Source organism: Kribbella albertanoniae (genome assembly GCF_004348455.1).
Taxonomy (GTDB): domain Bacteria; phylum Actinomycetota; class Actinomycetes; order Propionibacteriales; family Kribbellaceae; genus Kribbella; species Kribbella albertanoniae.
Genome location: NZ_SMKA01000003.1, coordinates 70,536 through 88,258, shown reverse-complemented (window position 1 = coordinate 88,258; position 17,723 = coordinate 70,536). Strand labels below are relative to the sequence as shown.

Annotated in this window: 19 protein-coding genes; 13 read left to right on the top strand and 6 right to left on the bottom strand. The window is 68.1% G+C overall.

The window, feature by feature from the left end:
• The first annotated feature begins 20 nt into the window (after positions 1 to 20).
• The 6 genes from E1261_RS01840 to E1261_RS01815 are packed head-to-tail and all read left to right on the top strand — an operon-like array spanning position 21 to position 6,225.
• Complete coding sequence (locus tag E1261_RS01840; RefSeq protein WP_132400725.1) at positions 21 to 719, top strand: NTP transferase domain-containing protein; 699 nt, start codon at positions 21 to 23, stop codon at positions 717 to 719.
• Positions 716 to 955: a phosphopantetheine-binding protein gene (locus tag E1261_RS01835; protein ID WP_132400722.1), complete on the top strand. Its 240-nt coding sequence runs from the start codon at positions 716 to 718 to the stop codon at positions 953 to 955. The genes E1261_RS01840 and E1261_RS01835 overlap by 4 nt, the downstream gene beginning before the upstream one ends.
• Positions 952 to 2,412 carry an AMP-binding protein gene (locus E1261_RS01830; RefSeq protein ID WP_132400719.1) on the top strand — a complete coding sequence of 487 codons (1,461 nt, stop codon included), beginning with the start codon at positions 952 to 954 and terminating at the stop codon, positions 2,410 to 2,412. Before E1261_RS01835 ends, E1261_RS01830 begins: the two co-directional genes overlap by 4 nt.
• A complete protein-coding gene (locus tag E1261_RS01825) occupies positions 2,409 to 3,416 on the top strand; it encodes a hypothetical protein (RefSeq protein ID WP_132400716.1) in 1,008 nt (335 codons plus the stop codon). Before E1261_RS01830 ends, E1261_RS01825 begins: the two co-directional genes overlap by 4 nt.
• A gap of 26 nt (positions 3,417 to 3,442) precedes the next feature.
• Complete coding sequence (locus E1261_RS01820) at positions 3,443 to 4,954, top strand: AMP-binding protein (protein ID WP_165952311.1); 1,512 nt, start codon at positions 3,443 to 3,445, stop codon at positions 4,952 to 4,954.
• Positions 4,951 to 6,225, top strand: a complete 1,275-nt coding sequence (locus E1261_RS01815; protein WP_132400710.1) for an MFS transporter — start codon at positions 4,951 to 4,953, stop codon at positions 6,223 to 6,225. The genes E1261_RS01820 and E1261_RS01815 overlap by 4 nt, the downstream gene beginning before the upstream one ends.
• Here E1261_RS01815 and E1261_RS01810 read toward each other — a convergent pair.
• The 4 genes from E1261_RS01810 to E1261_RS01795 are packed head-to-tail and all read right to left on the bottom strand — an operon-like array spanning position 6,206 to position 9,285.
• Positions 6,206 to 7,165: a phosphotransferase gene (locus E1261_RS01810; protein WP_132400707.1), complete on the bottom strand. Its 960-nt coding sequence runs from the start codon at positions 7,163 to 7,165 to the stop codon at positions 6,206 to 6,208. The two genes, E1261_RS01815 and E1261_RS01810, sit on opposite strands and share 20 nt — an antisense overlap.
• The gene (locus E1261_RS01805) at positions 7,162 to 7,857 is read right to left on the bottom strand and encodes a StsF protein (RefSeq protein ID WP_132400704.1); all 696 of its coding nucleotides are present in this window, start codon (positions 7,855 to 7,857) and stop codon (positions 7,162 to 7,164) included. The genes E1261_RS01810 and E1261_RS01805 overlap by 4 nt, the downstream gene beginning before the upstream one ends.
• Before the next feature lie 2 nt (positions 7,858 to 7,859).
• Positions 7,860 to 8,420: a P-loop nucleotide/nucleoside kinase family protein gene (locus tag E1261_RS01800; protein ID WP_132400701.1), complete on the bottom strand. Its 561-nt coding sequence runs from the start codon at positions 8,418 to 8,420 to the stop codon at positions 7,860 to 7,862.
• Positions 8,413 to 9,285, bottom strand: a complete 873-nt coding sequence (locus E1261_RS01795; protein ID WP_165952310.1) for a class I SAM-dependent methyltransferase — start codon at positions 9,283 to 9,285, stop codon at positions 8,413 to 8,415. Before E1261_RS01795 ends, E1261_RS01800 begins: the two co-directional genes overlap by 8 nt.
• Before the next feature lie 87 nt (positions 9,286 to 9,372).
• Between E1261_RS01795 and E1261_RS01790 the strand changes: the two genes are divergently transcribed.
• The 5 genes from E1261_RS01790 to mmuM all read left to right on the top strand — a co-directional run bounded on the left by E1261_RS01790 (position 9,373) and on the right by mmuM (position 13,422).
• Positions 9,373 to 9,891: a GNAT family N-acetyltransferase gene (locus E1261_RS01790; RefSeq protein WP_132400695.1), complete on the top strand. Its 519-nt coding sequence runs from the start codon at positions 9,373 to 9,375 to the stop codon at positions 9,889 to 9,891.
• On the top strand, positions 9,888 to 11,114 hold the full coding sequence (locus E1261_RS01785; protein ID WP_165952309.1) for a condensation domain-containing protein: 1,227 nt from the start codon (positions 9,888 to 9,890) through the stop codon (positions 11,112 to 11,114). The genes E1261_RS01790 and E1261_RS01785 overlap by 4 nt, the downstream gene beginning before the upstream one ends.
• 108 nt (positions 11,115 to 11,222) lie before the next feature.
• Complete coding sequence (locus E1261_RS01780) at positions 11,223 to 11,615, top strand: hypothetical protein (RefSeq protein ID WP_132400689.1); 393 nt, start codon at positions 11,223 to 11,225, stop codon at positions 11,613 to 11,615.
• Between the two features lie 48 nt (positions 11,616 to 11,663).
• Complete coding sequence (locus E1261_RS01775; protein WP_132400686.1) at positions 11,664 to 12,572, top strand: FAD-dependent oxidoreductase; 909 nt, start codon at positions 11,664 to 11,666, stop codon at positions 12,570 to 12,572.
• A complete protein-coding gene (mmuM, locus tag E1261_RS01770; RefSeq protein ID WP_202874245.1) occupies positions 12,562 to 13,422 on the top strand; it encodes a homocysteine S-methyltransferase in 861 nt (286 codons plus the stop codon). Before E1261_RS01775 ends, mmuM begins: the two co-directional genes overlap by 11 nt.
• Here the strand turns inward: mmuM and pdxR are convergent.
• Complete coding sequence (pdxR, locus tag E1261_RS01765; RefSeq protein WP_132400683.1) at positions 13,411 to 14,793, bottom strand: MocR-like pyridoxine biosynthesis transcription factor PdxR; 1,383 nt, start codon at positions 14,791 to 14,793, stop codon at positions 13,411 to 13,413. The two genes, mmuM and pdxR, sit on opposite strands and share 12 nt — an antisense overlap.
• 46 nt (positions 14,794 to 14,839) lie before the next feature.
• Here pdxR and E1261_RS01760 point away from each other — a divergent pair, with 46 nt between their 5' ends.
• The gene (locus tag E1261_RS01760; RefSeq protein ID WP_132400680.1) at positions 14,840 to 15,301 is read left to right on the top strand and encodes a carboxymuconolactone decarboxylase family protein; all 462 of its coding nucleotides are present in this window, start codon (positions 14,840 to 14,842) and stop codon (positions 15,299 to 15,301) included.
• A complete protein-coding gene (locus E1261_RS01755; protein ID WP_132400678.1) occupies positions 15,298 to 15,999 on the top strand; it encodes an isocitrate lyase/PEP mutase family protein in 702 nt (233 codons plus the stop codon). Before E1261_RS01760 ends, E1261_RS01755 begins: the two co-directional genes overlap by 4 nt.
• Before the next feature lie 10 nt (positions 16,000 to 16,009).
• Here the strand turns inward: E1261_RS01755 and E1261_RS01750 are convergent, their stop codons facing one another.
• Positions 16,010 to 17,716 carry a DNRLRE domain-containing protein gene (locus tag E1261_RS01750; RefSeq protein WP_165952308.1) on the bottom strand — a complete coding sequence of 569 codons (1,707 nt, stop codon included), beginning with the start codon at positions 17,714 to 17,716 and terminating at the stop codon, positions 16,010 to 16,012.
• Between the last annotated feature and the right edge of the window lie 7 nt (positions 17,717 to 17,723).

The following is a 17,723-nucleotide window of genomic DNA, read 5'->3' as shown; positions in this document are numbered from 1 at the left end:
AAGAGGAAGGACCCGACTTCGTGGTGCACCTGATTATTCCCTGTGCCGGACGGGCGAGCCGGATGGGTGAGCTGGCCCGGGAAGTCCCGAAGACACTCCTGCAGGTCGCCGGCCGGCCGATTCTCGCGCGTCTCGTCGAGGATGTGATCGCGACGGGGGTCGGTGTCCGGGTGCTGACCCGGCCCGACGACGTCCAGATCAGAGCCTGGGCCCAGCGGCACGGCAGCAAGGTCCAGACTCAGCAGGTGCCGTCCGCGCCTTACGGCACGTTGATCCTGCGCGCCGCCGGACCCGACCAGGAGGTCGCCGCGGTCGACGGTGATCTCGCAATGCCCCCGGGCGGGCTGACGAACTTCCTGGACTTCGCATCCCGCGAGGTTCCCGCGGTGGACCTGGTCATCGGCGTCACCCAGATCCCCTGGGACCTCGGGCCGACCACGATCTGGTGGGATCCTCATTCGTCCGATCGGCCGATCGGACGCGGGCTGCCGTCGCCGGCTGCCCGGCTGGCCGGCCTGTACTGGCTGCGGCCCGCAGCCTTGACGAGACTGCGGGCGTACGTCGACGCCGGGCACACCAGCTACTCGGCGTTCCTGACGACTTTCTCGCGGAGCGAGACCGCCGCCTTCGAACTGGGCTACGCCTACAACATCAACACACCCGACGACCTCGCGGCCGCGAACGCGCACGCCGCACAGCACGAAGAGGTGAAGAGATGACCACCGATCAGCTGACCCAGAAGATCGCCGCGATCTGGTGCGACCTGCTGAAGGTCGAGTCGGTCGGTCCGGCGTCCGACTTCTTCGTCGAGGGCGGTGATTCGATGGACGCGATCCTGATGCTGCAGACCGTCAACGACGAACTGGAGGTCGAACTGACGGTCGAGGACCTCTTCCGCAACCCGGATCTGGCGGCCGTCGTCGCGGCCGTCGAGACGCAGAAGCGGCGCGCGTGACGCTGCTGGATCGGTTGCGTCTGCGGTGTCAGGACCATCTGACCGCAGCGGCCTTTGCCGGCCCGCAGCGAGAGTTCACCTTCGGCGACCTGCTCGAGGCGGCCACCCGGGCCGGCGATCGGCTGAACGAACTCATTCTCCGGCCAGGGCCGATCGCAGCGGTCGTCAGCGAGCCGGCCGCGCGGGTGCCGGCCGTCCTCGCGGTCGCCGCAGCCGGACGGCCGCTCGTCGCACTGGACCCCGAGTGGCCCGCGGGACGGCGCGACGAGGTTGTGACCCTGCTCGGATGTGCCGCTGTCATCGCGGACCGATCGGATGCCGACTACAGCCGGTCGATCACCCTGCTCGACAGCAGGTTCCTGGTCGACTCCTGCCCGAGGCCGGCGGTGCCGCCGGTCCCGGATCTGCAGTACGTCATCTTCACCTCGGGCAGCACCGGCCGGCCCAAGGGCGTCGCTGTCAGCCAACCGGCTCTCGAGGCGCACATAGATGCGGTGGTGGACTGGCTGGAGATCCAGGCGGGCGACCGGGTTCTGCAGTTCGCACGGCTGGCCTTCGACACCTCGCAGGAGGAGATCTGGCCGACGTTGTTCGCCGGCGCGACGGTGGTCGCGGCCGACAGTGCGACCCCTACTTTCGCCCAGCTGCACCGACGTCTTCGCTCGACCGGTACGACGGTTCTGCAACTGCCGACGGCGTACTGGCGACAGTGGGCCCGGTACCTGGACGGTCGCGAACTCGACCTCGAGACACTGCGGATGGTGGTCATCGGCGGCGAGGCGGCCTACGAGTCCGATGCTTTCGCCTGGCGATCGGGCGCGCTGTCGACGGTTCGGCTGGTGAACTCGTACGGACCGACCGAAGCCGGCATCACCGCGTCGGCCTATGAGGTCCCGTCGTACGTCGCGAACACTCAGCAGGCCCTGCCCATCGGGCAGGCGTTGCGAGGGCGGCTGTTCAGCCTCGAGTCCACGACCGAGGGTGACCAGGAGCTACTGATCGCGGGCCCGACGCTCGCTGCCGGGTATCTCACCGAGAACGGCCTGGTCCAGGACGGGTTCGTCGACCGGGACGACGGGCGCTGGTACCGGACCGGAGATCTTGTCCGCTGGATCGACGGCTCGCTCGCCTTTGCCGGCCGCAGGGACCGGCAGGTGAAGATCCTCGGCCGACGGGTCGAGCTGGAGTCGATCGAGGCCGCACTGCTCACAGCAGGAGCCACTGACGCGCGCGTCGAAGCAGCGACCGACCACCGCGGCCGGACCCGGCTGTGCGCGCTCGTCGTCACCGACGCCGGCGTCGAGGAGTTGCGCGACCGCCTGTCCTCTTTGTTGCCTCAGGCATTGATTCCCGCACGGATCGACCCGGTCGACAGGTTGCCGAGGAACGCAGCCGGAAAGGTCGACCTGCCGGCCGTGCGGGGACTGCTACCGCCCGACACCGTTCGACGGCCATGAGCTCCGTCGAAATGTCTCCGCCACCGCTGCTCCGGACTGTGACGGAGTACGGAACCGACTACGACCTCCGGCGCTGGTCGGACGAGCTGCGGACCGATCCGCGGTGGGACTCCCGCTACGTGGTTGCGTGGGAGAAAGGCAAGGCCGTCGGCTGCCTGCCGATCTGGCGTAGCGCGCTGCCCGCACCGCCCAGCACCTTCCTGATCCAGCAGCTGGCGACGATGGGGCTTTCGGCAGATCAGCCGTATCTGCATCTCGGCGGCCACAGCAGGCTGATCGGCGGAGCAACGGTCGTTGCCCGCGCAGACCGATGGGCGACCGAGGAGTGTCTTGGCAAGCTGATCAGTGCCGCCTGCTCGGTCGCGACAGACCTGCGGATTCGGCCGGTCGCCCAGTACGTCCCACACGCTCAGTTGCCGGCCTTCCTGGCGAACTGGCCGACGAGGCCCCAGGTGACGGCGGCCGATGTCTTCTCCCGCCTCGATCTGCGGTGGAGCCCGGTCGGCGAGCCGCAGCATCGATTGAAGCGTGTCCGGCAGCAGTGGAAGCGCGACACCCGCGATCTTCGTGAGCTGCATGCGCTCGGCCTTCGGTCCCGATGGACGGCTGTCAGCCGTGAGCTCATCGCCGAAGCGGGACCACTCGTCGCAGCCGTTGCCGAACGCAACGGACGAACCATCGACCACCGCCTCGCCGGTTACGAGATCACCAAGTGGTGGCGGTTCGAGCCGGCCTCCGCCACCGCACTCAGCATCCGGGACGGGGCGGGCCGACTGCTCGGAGTCACGTTCGCGCGCCGGCACGAATCGGCGCTGGAGCTGTACGAAGTGGGGATGGCCGACACCTTTGCGGACCGGCGCTCGCTCTACGCATCGCTGGGTTTCACCGAGCCGATGCGGTTCTGCCTGGACGCCGGCCTGACTGTCCTCGAACTGGGCGTCGGGCATCCCGTGCCCAAACAGATCCGGGGTGCACAACAAGAACCTTTATGGCACCTTTCCTGATGGCCTACGATCGGAAGCACGCAGAGATGACGGACCATGACAGCAGCTCGGCCGAACTCCGCGGCCGTATCCGCGCGGCATTCGGGCGGCACGCGACAGCTCCGGCGATCAACGACGGCGCCGACAGCTGGACGTACTCCGAGGTGCGAGCGGTGGTCTCGGAATACACCGATCTGCTCCGCGAGAGCCGTGGCCCGATCGGGCTCGTGAGTCATCGTGATCCGCTCACCTCGATGCTGTATCTCGCGGCCGTTCTGGAGGGCCGGACGGTGGTTCCGATCAGCCCCACGTGGTCGGCCACCCAGACATCGGCCGCCCTACACCAGGTCGGCGTCACAGAGGTTCTCCGGGTGCGGACCAACGGGTTCGCGGGCCGGCTCGACGGCTGGAGCGCCGAAACCGTGAAAGGCGTGGACCGATACCGGGCCAGCAGGCCAACGGTCTCCCCGGAGCCGTGGATCTATGTGCTGCACACCTCGGGATCGACCGGAGTGCCGAAGTCCGTTCCCGTGTCGGCAGGACACCTGATGTCGTTCCTGGACTATCAGCTCCCGCGCACGGATCTCGGACCCGGCAGTCGGCTGTCCAGTACCTTCGACCTGGCTTTCGACCTGGCCGTGTTCGACCTTTTCGGCGCCGTTCTGACGGGGGCGACGCTGCACCTGCCCAGGGGCGCGGAGCACGTCACCAGCGCCGAGTACGTTCGCCGGCGCGGGCTGACGCACTGGTTCTCGGTCCCGTCGGTCATCAGCTCGGCGGCCCGGCTCAAACAGCTGACGCCTGGTGCGATGCCCACCCTCCGGGTGAGCCAGTTCTGTGGTGAGCCACTCACCTGGAAGCAGGCAGCAGAATGGAAACTCGCAGCACCCGGATCGATCGTCGAGAACCTGTACGGCCCGACCGAACTCGCTCTCGCCTGTGCGTCCTACCGCCTGCCACGCGACTCCGCCGAATGGCCACAGACCAGCAATGCAACCGTCCCCATCGGGAAGATCTTCCCGCACTTGGAGAGCCGGATCGGTTCCGCGCGTCATGCCGGTGAACTGCTCGTCCGTGGGCCTCAACGATTCGACGGCTATCTGCGCAGTGCCGACAATGCGACCGCATTCGAGGGTGCCGCCGATGCAGACTTGGCCCGGCCGCTGCCTGCCGACGACTGGTACCGCACGGGTGACGTGGTGAGCCCGGAAGACGGCGAGCTGGTGTTTCGCGGGAGAGTCGACCGGCAGGTCAAGGTCAACGGCGCTCGGGTAGAGCTCGGTGAGGTGGAGTTCGCGTTCCTGCGGTTGCCCGGTGTGCGTCATGCATCGGCCTTCGTCGAGACAACGCCCCTCCGGACCTCGCTGGCCGTCGTGGTGTCCGGAGACGCCGAGGACCACGAGCAGACCGAACGAGCCGCCGCCGACGCCCTCCCGAGCTACGCACGTCCCCGCCGCGTCGAGTGGATCGAGGACATGCCGCTGAACGGCAACGGCAAGGTTGATCATCGGGCGGTGGCTCAGCTGCAGGCGCGCGCTCCGGAAGCGGGACCGGAATGACGGAGCCGAATCCGTCGCAGCCAAGTCAGCGCGAACGGCTCCGGGAGTTCGTCCGGAAGAGCCGGGCCGTGCAGATCATCATCGCCGGCTACTTGGTGTCGAGCGTCGGCTTCGGCTTGTACATGTCCGGCAGTGCACTCTATTTCGTGCAGTCGGTGGGCCTCAGCGCGCGTCAGGTCGGTATCGGCCTGGCGGTGGCCGGTGGCGCGGGAATCCTGCTGGCGGTTCCGATCGGGCAGCTCAGTGATCGGTTCGGAGCGCGGAACATCACCTTGTGGCTGACCGGCGCCCAGGTCGCGCTCCTGATCGGGGCAACCCAGGTACGGGCGTTCGGTGGCTTCCTGATCGTCATCGTGCTGCTGGGAATCGCGGAGAGTGGCGCGAATGTGAGCCGGGGCGCCCTGGTGGCGTCGGTCGTCGACCGGGGCGACCGGGTCCGGCTGAACGCGATCACCCGCAGTCTGTTCAACATCGGTTTCATGACGGGCGTGGCGCTCGCGGGGATCGCCATCGGCGTCGGGACCCGGAGTGCGTACCTCTGGGTCATCGTCGGCAATGCCCTGACCACCACCTTCGGCCTGGTGTTGTACCTGTTCTTTCCGAAGGGGACGGTGCGGCCTCGCCGGCGTCGTCGGTGGGGTCTCCCCCAGGGCCTGCGCGACCTGCCGTTCCTCGCCGTCGCCCAGGTCAGCAAGCTGACCTCGATCAGCGACAGTCTGATCACGGTAGGGATCCCGCTGTGGATCGTGGCGCACACCCAGGCACCGCCTGCGTTGGCAGCCTGGCTCATCATCATCAACACCGCCATCGTCGCTGTGCTGCAGACGACAGCGGCCCGTCCGTCGGAGACCCTGCGTGGAGCCTCCCGGTCGCTCGTCGCGTCGTTTGCCCTGCTGGTGGTCGCGTGCATTGTGCTCAGCACGACCTCTGCTCTCGGACCGGTCTGGGTGATCGCCGGACTCGTGGTCGTGTTCCTGCTTCTGACCGGCGGCGAGATGCTGGGCAGCGCTGCCTCCTGGGCTATGCGCTACGAGCTTGCACCTGCCGACGCACAGGGAGAGTACGGCGGGGTGTCAGCGCTCGGGGCCATCGTGCCGACCGCTCTTGGACCGCTGCTGGTCACTCAGCTCCCGGATCGCGCCGGCGGCCCTGGGTGGCTCGTGCTCGCGGCGGTCTTCGTCGTCGGCCTCGTTCTCGCGGTTCCAGTTGTTCGATGGGCAGAAAAGAGCAGGCCCTGGCTGCAGCCGCCCACTACCGGGTCAGGCGGCTGAGCTCGTCGATCGCCTGGGTCAGAAGGTGGGTGACGCGGCCGGAACGGGCCTCGCGGTCGATCGGTGCCGAGGTCAACTGAACGCTCACGCTACCGAGGATCCGGATGACGATGCCCAGTTGCAGGCGAAGTCGCCAGCCCGGATCACCGTCCGTCCACGATGGTGGGCACAAGGCAACGATCTCGTCCGGCGTCAGCGTCGCCCGGTTGTGCGGGCCGCTGACAGCGATCCCGTCACGCACGCCGAGGGCGGGTTCGATCCGGCAATGGAACGTGATCAGCGTGGCCAGATCGAGGATCGGATCCCACCACGGCAGATCGTCCGCCCACGGGGTCGCACCGCGGAGGTCGATGAAACGCAGCTCGCTCCCCGGAGCAGCCAGCATGACGTTGTTCAGCCCGAAGTCGCCGTGCGCCGCCAGGCCCAGCGGTCTGGTCACAGCGGCATCGAGCAACTGATCGAAGTAGCCGGACGCGAGCCACCCGGAGATGGTGCTGAACGGCGGCTCGGCCACCGATGCCCCGGTCGCCTTCAGCCGATCGAAACGACTGACCAACTGGCTGCGCCAGAAGGCCCGGGCAGCGTCCACACCAGCCGGCATGGAGTGCAGAGCGGAGATCGTGAAGACCGCATCGACGGCCTGACCGACCAGCCGGACAAAGGCTGCCCGGTCCCCAGCCCCCTGCGCGTCCAAGGATCCGTGGGAGTAGTACGGCAGCACCAGGAGATCGTCCTCCAGCCGCAGCACGGGGGGATAGAACGGCGCCGCCGACGGGATCTCACCAAGCCGCTGCAGCTGTCGCGCGTATCCGGCCAGGTCGGCAGCCGCGGCCGGGGTCTGGGCTCGCTTGAGGATGACTGCGCTGCCATTGCTGTCGTGGGCAAGGTGCACGGTGGATCCGGCCATCGTCGGTATCAGCCGGTCGACGGTGTAGGTCACGCCAGCACCTGCCCGCTGTAGTTGCGCTGGAGATCGCGGGGTACGCCGGTCGTTCGCAGCGAAAGCACCAGACGCAGTGGCGCGACGTCCGGCCGGGACGGCAGCAGCGGTGGGACTTCGTGCCACATCCGCGGTCCCAGCAGCCGCACCGTGCCGTCGCGATCGAGTTGCGGTTCGAGATATCCGTCCTGGAGCACCCGCATGCAGCTGACCGCGTCGTAAACGACCGGAATCTGCAGGTTGACCCGGTGACCGTCGTACTTGTCGCCGTGCGGGCCGATGTAGTCACCTTCGCGATAGACGAGCAGGAAGGCACGGTCGTAGGTCAGGTCGTAACCAGTGATCGCACCGATCCACTGCAGCGACTCGGCGGCGAAGTCAGCGGCCCAGCGATCGAGTCCGTGCGCCGTGAAGCACTCCGCAACGACGTCGCCGCCCGGAATGCCGGGCGTGGTGTCGAGCCGGGCGAACCGGTGCCCGACACCGAGGACACCCTCGCCGGCGACGTGTGGCTGACGCCGTTCCTGGGCCAGGTGTCCGACCTCGTCGTAGATGGCACGGAGCGTGGGCCGCAGTGCGCCGACGTCCACCACGTCGTCCAGGGTCACCAGACCATAGGCAGCGTAGTTGGCCTCGGCCTGCTGCAGACGCGATGGTTCGGGAACGGTGATGTGCGGGCTGCTGAGTGGCATTGCTACCTCCGATTTCCGAGGAACGCCAAAGCGTCCGCGACGCACTCGTCCAACGGCCGGGTCGTGTCGAGCTGCAGGAAGTGGTCCGGCCGCTTCATGTTCGCGATCCAGTACTCGAACAGCTCCACACCGCTGAGCTCACGATCGGCAGCGAGATCCACCGGCGGCGCGTCTACTGACCGGCGTTGGCTGCGCAACGCGGGCCGGGACCGCAGTCGCTGGTCGAGCAGTCCGATGTCCTCGGTGACGCACTCGATGTAGCGATACGCCACGCCGTGCTTGGCCGCGAGTTGCTGACCGGCTGTCAGCAACTCGTCGTAGAAGCACGGGCTGTCGATGATCACACCGAGCCCCTGCGCCAGCACATCATCGGCGATCGCCTTCAGTACGCCGTAGCTTGCGACGCTGGCGATGTCGAAGGCGCCGCTGCTTTCGAGGAGCGCGGTCTTCACGATGTCGTGGTCGATCGCGACCAGGCGACGGTGGCGGACCAGCTCGCGCGCGATGGTCGTCTTGCCGGCTCCCGGCGCCCCGGACATCTGCACGACAACAGCGTCACTCATATGGCTCCCATCTGATCAGCACAGCACTGTGGAACATGTATGGCGAATAACCCAGCGGCCGGACTTCGGTCAACCGGAGCCGGCCGGTGGCCTCCAGTTCGCAGAGCGTGGCGTACAGATCGCGCTGGTAGTCGTGCGAGCGGACATGCCAGACACTCGGCCATCGTTCCCAGGCCCGGCGGCCGGGGAGCCGGTCCGGACACGGCTCGATATGCAGCACCTGGCGGGGCCGGGCCCTGGCGATCTGGTCGAGCGCCACGTCCAGCTGGCGTGGCAACTGCTCGAGAACATAGTTCGTGAGGACAGTCCGCCCAGCAAGCTCCGCGCCGATCGGCGCCAGGTCCATCAGGTCGCCCTCGAGCCCCCGGACGGTGCGGCCGAAATACGCGAACTGGTCGTGCAACGCCCGGACAGCGGAGGGACTGATGTCGACCCCCGCCAGATCGGAGTAGCCGTGGGCGGCCAGCGCCACCAGGTTCTTGCCGATCCCACACCCCAGTTCCAGCACGGGTTCGTCCGGCCGGACGAACGCGCCAACGATCTCTGCGAGCTTGGCGGCCCGCCAGCCGAAGAAGTCCGGTGCGGGAATGCTGTACGCCCGGAAGTCGAGCAGAGCCCGCAGCCGGGCGCTGCCGTACGACGAGAGCCGGGCCGCATCGGCAAGGCTTTCCGCAGCCTGCCACCGTGCGTCCTGATGCTGGCCGGACCAGCGGGCCTCGTATTCCCGCGCTGACTCGACCGTCGTACGAGCCCGTCCACGCCGCCGCTGGTAGGCGCCGAGCTCACGTTCTGCCTGCCGGGCGACCGCGGCAAGGCGCCCGGATACTCCGATCGGCCGCGCGGACGCGGGGATTGCCACACTCATCCGGCTCCTCATCGGCACTTCACACAACTTGCCCCAGCCCTATAATCCGATGCGACGGTACCTCACAACGAGCAACTCCGGGGCTGAATGATTCGCACAGATTCCCTGCTCCTGCGTCGATTCACGCCCGCCGATGTCGATGCCCTGACCGTCCTGTACGCCGATCCCCGCTTCAACTGGTTCCCGTATCGCCGGGCGCGCAGCTCTGCCGAGGCTGCGAACTTCGTGACGAGTGTCATCGAGCACTGGCGTCTCCACGGGATCGGCCGGTGGGCTGTGTGCCGGCGCGACGACGGAGCTCTCCTCGGCCATTGCGGCGTCACGACGCTGACCTGGCCGGTCCGCCCCAACGCCTGGGACCTGGGCTTCCGGCTGGACGCCTCGGCGCGTGGGCGCGGCTATGGTTTCGAGGCGGCTGCGGCCGTGATCGACGACGCATTCGCCCGGACGGACGCCGACTCGGTGGTCGCCACCGCGGAGGTGGCCCACAGGGCATGCCGGAGTCTGCTGAAGAAGCTGGGACTGGTCGAGGAGGCGGTGCTTCGCCATCCGCGATTCGCCACGGCACACGTCGTGGCATCACTGTCCAGAATCGACGCCGGATGACGTCCGACTGCCGCGTCGCCGGTTCCTACCCGCTCACCTTCCAGCAGTACGCCCGTCTCGAACGGGCGCGTCAGGCAGCCGCGCACGGCGCGACAGCCCGGACCAACCTGATGGAATCGGCCTGCGACGTTACCGGTCCGCTGTCTCTGGAGTCCGTCCGATCGGCAGCCCTCGCGGTCGCTCGCCGGCACCCGGCGCTCCGCCTGAGCTTCGAAGACTCCGTCCAGGTCGTCGCACCGTGTTCTGCCGCAGAGGTACCCGTTGCGGATGGCACGGTGGCGCTGTCGCCGGTCGAGGATGCGCGGCTGGCCTTGGTCATCAGCTCGGACGGGGCCGACAGACACCGATTGACCGCACAGCTGGATCATCTCGCCTTCGACGGAACGTCGATCGAGATCTTCTGGCGCGATTTCTGGGCGTTCTACGCTTCGCCACCGGTATCGCAACAGTGCGCCTGCAACCCGACGTTCCTGGCCTTCGCCGACGCAGCCGCGGCCCGTTCCGCCCAGCCGGCTCCGGGCCTGGACGCCGCGGTCGCCGAGCTCCGGGCCGCGGACAGCCCACTCGGGTTCGCGCGGTTCCCGGTCCGGCTTCCGCTGAGCGAGGTCGGTTCCCGATCGGCCGCGGCTCAGGTGGTCGATCTCGGCAACACCTGGTGGGCGTCCTACACGGCAGCTGCGCGCGCCAACGGCTGTACGCCGTTCGTCGCGGCGGCCGAAGCCGTTCTCAGCGCCATCGGAGATCTGGCGCCCGGCTCCCGTCCGATGATGTACACCTACCTCCAGAATCGGCGCACGCCCGCCGAACAAGAGGCTATCGGCTGGTTCGCGGCGACAGTGCTCCTGATGGCGCCGGAGGTCATCGATCTGCGCTCGGTGCGAGCGATGGTCGGTGCGGCCCTCAGCCACGGCGACGTGGCCACGGAGCTGCTGCATCGCCGGTGCGGAGGCGGTCGGCGGCCGGCGTCGCTTCCCTCCGTGTCCCTGGCGCTGTCACAGGCACCCGGTTCGGGGACACCGCTCCGCGTCGGCGAGCTGGAGATACGCCGCATCGCTGCCGAGAGTGTAGGCAGCTGGCTCCCCCGCGGTCGGTTGGCTGTCGACGTTGCGGCCACCGGTCAGCTGACGATCGCCTACGAGGTCGAGCGGTACGACCCCGCGATCATTCGTACGTTCGCCGACCGGATCGCGGACGGCCTGCTCTTCGCCGTGGACCGCTGTTAGCCGTCCACGGCAGCGACTTCTGCAGGTTGGTGCAATTTTCTTGCCGCTGGGCGATCGATCGGACACGATCCGAGAAGCACCTTCCGCCGACGCTTGGAGAGACGCCAGATGAAGCGTATCGCCCACCTCGCCGCAGGAATCGCCGTCGTACTGTGCGCAGCCACCGGCACGAACGCATCGGCCACCACCGGAGGCACCTTCGAGACCGAGTGGCCGACTCGCTCGCAGTGCGAGGGAACCTGGTCGTACGACGGGACCACGGTAACTGTCGAGGGCACGACGACGGATCCGAACAACGACACCGAGCCCGCTGTCTGCGTCTTCTTCATGACGTACGAGGCGCCGAACACCAACGAGCTCTATCGCGCCACGGTCGGGCATTTCGGGCCGTACGCCTTCCTCAAGGCGAAGAACCCGAAGAAGCTCACCGTTCAGGCCTGCTTCACAGAGCACACCCAGATGGACGAGTGCGGATCATTCGTGACGGTTTGGGAGCGCTAGACGGTTAGCACCTCGCACAGCGCCTCTGCAGTGGGGGACACTGGGGGTATGCGGGTGATCGTGGTGGGTGCTGGGGTGATCGGGCTGACGTGTGCTGTTCGGTTGGCGGAGAGCGGGTACGAGGTGGCGGTGCTGGCTCGTGACTTGCCGCTGGAGACGACGTCTTCGGTGGCAGGGGCGATCTGGGGGCCGTATCTGGCCGAGCCTGCTGATCGGGTGGCCAAGTGGGCCAAGGCGTCGTACGACGAGTTCACCAAGCTGGCCGAGCGTGAACCTTCGGTGCAGTTGCGGCATGGGCGTGAGTTGCTGGTGGAGCGGACGCCCGACCCGGTGTGGGCCGACGTGCTGCCGGATCTGACGCGGGTGGCGTCGCCGCCGACCGGGTTTGCGGACGGGTGGGCGTTCACGGCGCCGGTGGTCGAGATGCCGCAGTACTTGCCGTCGTTGGTGAAACGGCTCGAGAACGCGGGTGGCACACTGACTCGCGCAGCCTTGTCGGGGCTGCCCAGTTCGGCGGATCTCGTGGTCAACTGCACTGGGCTCGGCGCGAGGTTGACGGCGGGCGATCCGACCGTGACGCCGGTGCGGGGACAGGTGCTGAGCGTTGCGCAGTGCGGACTGTCCGAGTGGCTGATCGCCGACCGCGCCGACGCGACCACCTTTGTGATCCCGCGCTCGAACGATGTGATCGTCGGCGGCACCAGCGAGCCGGGCGACTGGAATCTGGCCGCCGACCCATCAGTCAGTACGGCGATTCTGGAGCGCGCCGCAGTGCTGGTCCCACAGTTGCGCAAGGCAACGGTCCTCCGGGCGCGGGTCGGTCTGCGCCCGCACCGGCCTTCGGTTCGCTGCGAGCTGGTGGACAAGGTCATCCACTGCTATGGCCATGGCGGTTCCGGCGTCACCCTGTCCTGGGGCTGCGCCGACGAGGTCTTGGCGTTGACCAATGAGCTCTAAAACGATCGTCCTCGACGGCGGCCTGTCGAACGCGCTCGAGGACCGCGGTCACGACCTGTCCGACGCGTTGTGGTCGGCTCGGCTGCTGAAGGACGCCCCGGCCGAGATCGCCGCCGTCCACCGCGCGTATTTCGAGGCCGGCGCAATGGTCGCAACGACCGCCAGCTACCAGGCGAGCGTCGCCGGCTTCGCACAGGCCGGCGTACCGATCGCCGAGGCCGAACAACTGATCACGTCCAGTGTGCGCATCGCCCGCGAGGTCCGCGACGAGTTCGGCGGCGGCCGGCTGGTCGCTGCATCGGTCGGTCCGTACGGCGCGTTCCTTGCCGACGGCTCCGAGTACCGCGGCCGGTACGGCGTCACTGCTTCGGCCCTGCGTGATTTCCACGGACCGCGACTGGAGTTGCTGATCGGCGCCGGCCCTGACCTGCTCGCGGTCGAGACGATCCCCGATATCGACGAGGCCGAGGTGCTGGTGCAACTGCTGCAGGAGCTCGACTTCCCGGCCTGGCTCTCCTACAGCGCTGCCGACGGCCAGACCCGGGCCGGCCAGCTGCTGGCCGACGCGTTCGCGCTCGCCGCCATCGACCAGGTGGTTGCCGTTGGCATCAACTGTTGTGCACCGGAAGAGGTCGCCCCAGCCATCGCGCTCGCGACCAAACCGACTGTCGTCTACCCGAACAGCGGAGAGACGTGGGACGCCGGCACCCGCAGCTGGACCGGCTCGTCGGAGACTCTCGCCGACCTCGCCCCGGCTTGGGCCGCTGCCGGAGCCACCTACATCGGTGGCTGCTGCCGCGTCGGCCCGGCCGGTGTCCGCGCCTTGGCTGACGCGATCTCAGACGCCTAGGACCTGACACAACAGATCGAGCGCGCCCGGATAGGCGTGGTCGGGTGGAGTGCCGTAGCCAACGATGACGGCTTGCCGGGTCGCCGGGGTCGGGGCGAAGTGGTAGGTGCTCATGCTGGCGAGCCCGAGCCCCTGGCGGGCCGCGCGCTCCACCATGTCCTCGGCATCACCCGGTACGTCGAGCAGGACGTGCATGCCGGCTGCGATTCCGGCGACCTTGACGTTCGGGGCGCGTTCCGCGAGCAGCTCGACCAGACGGTCGCGGCGACGCCGGTAGTGCAGGCGCGACCGCCGTACATGCCGGTCGTAGTGGCCGGAGGCAATGAACTCGGCGAGCACCAACTGCTCGAGCGTTGCGGTCTGATAGTCGGCAACACGCTTGACGGCGATCACCGGCTCGAGAAGGTGCTGCGGGAGGACCATCCAGGCGAGCCGGACGCCCGGGGCGAGGCTCTTGCTGGCGGTGCCCGTGTAGACGACGCGCTCCGGGTCCAGCGCCTGCAGGGCTCCCACGGCCTGCCGGTCGTAGCGGAACTCACCGTCGTAGTCGTCCTCGATCAGCACCGCTCCGGACTTCGCCGCCCACTCGACAGCCGCCGTACGGCGTTCTGGCGACAGCGGCACGCCGGTCGGCATCTGGTGCGCGGGGGTCAGCAGCACGGCTTGGCCGGTCAGCTGGGACACGTCGGCGCCGTACTCGTCGAGTGCGATCGGGACTGGCCGCAAGCCACGCGCCCGGATGACGTCGCGATGCAGGCTGTAACCGAACTCCTCGGTGGCGACCGTCGTACCGCCGAGGTTGCGGACTGCTTCACAGAGCAGGCTGAGGGCCTGGACGTAGCCGGAGCAGATCAGGATGCGTTCCGGATCGGCCCGTACGCCGCGGGCCCGAGCGAGGTAGTCGGCCAGCGTACGGCGAAGCTCGATCCGGCCGCGGGGATCGCCCAGGCCGAACGCCTCGTTCGGCGCGGCCGACCAGGCCTTGCGGGCCGCGGCGAGCCACTCACCGCGCGGGAACGTCGAGACGTCGGGTGAGCCCGGGGTGAGGTCGTAGCGGAAGGTCCGAACCGGCGGCAAGGTCGCGACCTGGGTCGGGGCGACATTGGCACGGCTGGCGACGACCGTGCCGGAGCCCTGTCTGGCCGTCAGCCAGCCTTCGGCGACGAGCTGGCCGTAGGCGTCGGCGACCGTGTTCCGGGCGATGCCGAGGTCCTTGGCGAGCGAGCGCGAGGAGGGCAGGCGGGTCCCGGCCGGGAGGCGGCCAGTCCGGATGGAGGTGTGCAGGGCCTGCACCAGGTCGTTGCGGCCCCGGGATGCGGCCAGGTCGAGATGCAGGTCGGCGCCCGCGGAATTGGCCCCTGGATCTCCCATGGAAGTGGACCATACACCTGGGCCGATCCAGGCCTAGGTTGGAGCCATGAGCACATCGACAACCCGACGCGTGAAGCTGGCCAACCTGGCCCCGGAGTTCTACCAGGCTCTGAACGCGCTGGACGCGACCGCCGGCGCCGGCCTCGACGCGAACTTCGCCCACCTGATCCGGACGCACGCCTCCCAGATCAACGGCTGCGCGTACTGCGCCGACATGCACAGCCTCGACTACCTGCACGGCGAAGGTCCCCAGCAGAAGCTGAACCTGCTGCCGGTCTGGCGCGAGTCCCGCAACCTGTTCACCGAGCAGGAGCAGGCCGCCCTCGAGCTGACCGAGGCGATCACGCTGGTCAGCGACGGCCACGTGCCGGACTCGGTCTACAACCTGGCCGCTGAGCACTTCGACGAGAAGGAACTGGCTCAGTTGATCGCCTTGATCATCATGATCAACGCGTGGAACCGGGTCGGGATCACCGGCAAGATGGCCCCCGGCCACTACAAGCCATGAGCGCCGAGGCATTCCGGGCCCGCCACCACTCCGGCCCGCCGCTGATCCTGCCGAACGCCTGGGACCCGGTCAGTGCGCGGATCATCGCGGCTGGTGGTGCACCGGCGATCGCCACCAGCAGTGGCGCGATGGCACGTGTCCTCGGGTACGACGACGGTCAGCTGACGCCGGCCGCCGAAATGCTGTCGGCGGTGGCGCGCGTCGTACAGGCGGTTGAGGTACCGGTCACTGCGGATATGGAAGCTGGCTACGGGCTGCCTGCCAAGGAGTTCGCGGAGCGGCTGCTGGAGACCGGTGCGGTCGGCTGCAACCTCGAGGACTCGCTGGCCGACGAACTGGTGGATCCGCTGCAGTTCGCTGACTATCTGGCCGAGGTACGGGCGACTGCCGGGGCCGACCTGGTCATCAACGCCCGAGTGGACACGTTCCTGACGCAGGGCACGCCGGCCGATGCAGTAGCGCGTGGCCGGATTTACCGGCGGGCCGGTGCGGACTGCATCTACCCGATCTTCGCGCCACTCGACGTACTGCCTGAGCTGGTCAGTGAGATCGGCGGTCCAATCAATGCGCACGCCAAGCCAGGTGGACCGACACCTGCCGAGCTGATCGCGGCCGGTGCACACCGGATCTCCTACGGCACCAGCGTGCACAAGCATCTGATGGACTCGCTGCAAAAGCTCCTTCCGAGCCTGCAGTGAAACAGCAGGGCTACATGGTGATCACGGTGAACTCGCACCAGTTCGACCACTCGCCAGGCGTCGCGCCGTCGGTGCCTCGGACTCGCCAGGCGTAGCTGCTGCCTTCGGTGAAGGCCTCGTCGGCGATGGTGGTGCCCAGCCAGGATCCGGAGGCGCCGGGGCCTTCGGTCGTGGTGGTGCTGACGGTGCTGCCGACCACCTTCCACTCGAAGGTGCCGTACACCTGGGCTCCCAGGGTGTCGGTGATCTGCGCCCGCAACTGGGGAGTCAGGCTGGACATGTACGGCCGGTCCGCGCCGGTGGCGCAGGTGGTGTCAGGTGCGGTCGCCACGGCGTCCACCGCGGTCTTGGTCTGATAGGTGACCGTGACCGACGGCGGGTTGGCCACGGCCTCGCGGGACGCGAACCGTTTCCAGCCGAGGTTGTTGGTCTCGCTCGCCGCACTGATCCCGATGTTGGTACTGGTCAGCTTGTTCGCCGCCGTGTACTGGAACGCCGCGGTCACCGGGATCGTCACCCAGTCGTCACTGCAGGCGCTTCCCCATCCCCTGGTCTGGGTCGAGGTTCCAACCTGCTCGTACTGCGCCGGCCGGTTCGTCCAGCGAGCCGTGTTCGACACGGCGGCCACCCGGTAGGCCACCCACCCGGTGGCTGTGCAGGAGTACGAGTGATGCCCCCACAGGCTCAGCGTGGCGGCCTGGATCTGCTTGTCCCACAGCCATTCCTGGTTGTCGAACCGCAGATACGACTTGGCCTTGTTGGCTCCGCTGTCGTTCGTGCCGATCTTCAGCTCGGTCGCGGCGGACTGGTCGGTGCTGTAGCTGGACTGGACGAAAGCGTCGAAGTTCGCGCCCGAACTCTGCGACGGATCGATGGTGACCGGGTAGACGGTCTTCGGATCGGCCAGGAACGACGCGTCGGGCGTGAGCAGCAGCGCGCCCTTGGCGAGACCGAGTCCCACCGGCGCCCGCCTGAGGTGTTCACCGGACGCCTGATCGACGGTCGAATCCCACATCATCGGAGCCGGTACGTCGTGGCTCTCGGTGCCCGCCGAGACCTTCAGACCGCCCTTGCCGTCGAGCTTTGTGGTCAGACCGTCTGTCCTCCAAGGCATCCTGATCTGCTTCAGCTGTACTGCGGCCTGCCGGTTCTTCACCAGCAGATGCTGCTGGTAGCCGGTCCTGGTCGCCTCGACAACCAGGTCGACACCGGGCTTCACCTCGCGGTAGGTGGCTTTGGTTCCGTCGATCTCCGGAGCCGGCAGCGGACCGGACCATCCAAGGGTGGAACGCTTGCCAGGCTTGCCGAGGGCGACCAGGTCGTGATCCCCCTGGCCTGCGGGCCCGGACAGCCTCAGTGCGTAGGGATGGGCCTTCGCAGCGACCGAGCCGTCGGCCTGCCGGGCCAACGACACGTCCACGGCGATCCAAGCGCCGTTCGCAGCGCGCATCCGGACCGGACCACCGGCGATGGTCGCCTCGATCTTTCCCGAGGGCAACGCGCGGTACTCCGTGGTGTCGGTGGTCATGCCCGTGATCAGCACCGGCTTGCCAGTCGTTCTGGCAGTGACGAGAGCAGCGGCTTCGCCGGGCTGTTCCAGCGACCTGACAGCGCGTTGCTCGGCCGGTACGGCGGTCGCCGGTTCATGGAGCAGGCCGGCCACCAGCGCCAGGCCGACGGCCGCGCCGATCCAGCGCGCTCTGGGATCAGGAGACATGCGCATG

What these genes read in the sequence shown, in the direction of transcription:
- E1261_RS01790 (WP_132400695.1), top strand. Translation starts at nt 9,373, where the DNA reads ATGATTCGCACAGATTCCCTGCTCCTGCGTCGATTCACGCCCGCCGAT.
- E1261_RS01795 (WP_165952310.1), bottom strand. Translation starts at nt 9,285, where the DNA reads ATGAGTGTGGCAATCCCCGCGTCCGCGCGGCCGATCGGAGTATCCGGG.
- E1261_RS01835 (WP_132400722.1), top strand. Translation starts at nt 716, where the DNA reads ATGACCACCGATCAGCTGACCCAGAAGATCGCCGCGATCTGGTGCGAC.
- mmuM (WP_202874245.1), top strand. Translation starts at nt 12,562, where the DNA reads ATGAGCTCTAAAACGATCGTCCTCGACGGCGGCCTGTCGAACGCGCTC.
- E1261_RS01785 (WP_165952309.1), top strand. Translation starts at nt 9,888, where the DNA reads ATGACGTCCGACTGCCGCGTCGCCGGTTCCTACCCGCTCACCTTCCAG.
- E1261_RS01825 (WP_132400716.1), top strand. Translation starts at nt 2,409, where the DNA reads ATGAGCTCCGTCGAAATGTCTCCGCCACCGCTGCTCCGGACTGTGACG.
- E1261_RS01755 (WP_132400678.1), top strand. Translation starts at nt 15,298, where the DNA reads ATGAGCGCCGAGGCATTCCGGGCCCGCCACCACTCCGGCCCGCCGCTG.
- E1261_RS01805 (WP_132400704.1), bottom strand. Translation starts at nt 7,857, where the DNA reads ATGCCACTCAGCAGCCCGCACATCACCGTTCCCGAACCATCGCGTCTG.
- E1261_RS01800 (WP_132400701.1), bottom strand. Translation starts at nt 8,420, where the DNA reads ATGAGTGACGCTGTTGTCGTGCAGATGTCCGGGGCGCCGGGAGCCGGC.
- E1261_RS01750 (WP_165952308.1), bottom strand. Translation starts at nt 17,716, where the DNA reads ATGTCTCCTGATCCCAGAGCGCGCTGGATCGGCGCGGCCGTCGGCCTG.
- pdxR (WP_132400683.1), bottom strand. Translation starts at nt 14,793, where the DNA reads ATGGGAGATCCAGGGGCCAATTCCGCGGGCGCCGACCTGCATCTCGAC.
- E1261_RS01820 (WP_165952311.1), top strand. Translation starts at nt 3,443, where the DNA reads ATGACGGACCATGACAGCAGCTCGGCCGAACTCCGCGGCCGTATCCGC.
- E1261_RS01760 (WP_132400680.1), top strand. Translation starts at nt 14,840, where the DNA reads ATGAGCACATCGACAACCCGACGCGTGAAGCTGGCCAACCTGGCCCCG.
- E1261_RS01780 (WP_132400689.1), top strand. Translation starts at nt 11,223, where the DNA reads ATGAAGCGTATCGCCCACCTCGCCGCAGGAATCGCCGTCGTACTGTGC.
- E1261_RS01775 (WP_132400686.1), top strand. Translation starts at nt 11,664, where the DNA reads ATGCGGGTGATCGTGGTGGGTGCTGGGGTGATCGGGCTGACGTGTGCT.
- E1261_RS01815 (WP_132400710.1), top strand. Translation starts at nt 4,951, where the DNA reads ATGACGGAGCCGAATCCGTCGCAGCCAAGTCAGCGCGAACGGCTCCGG.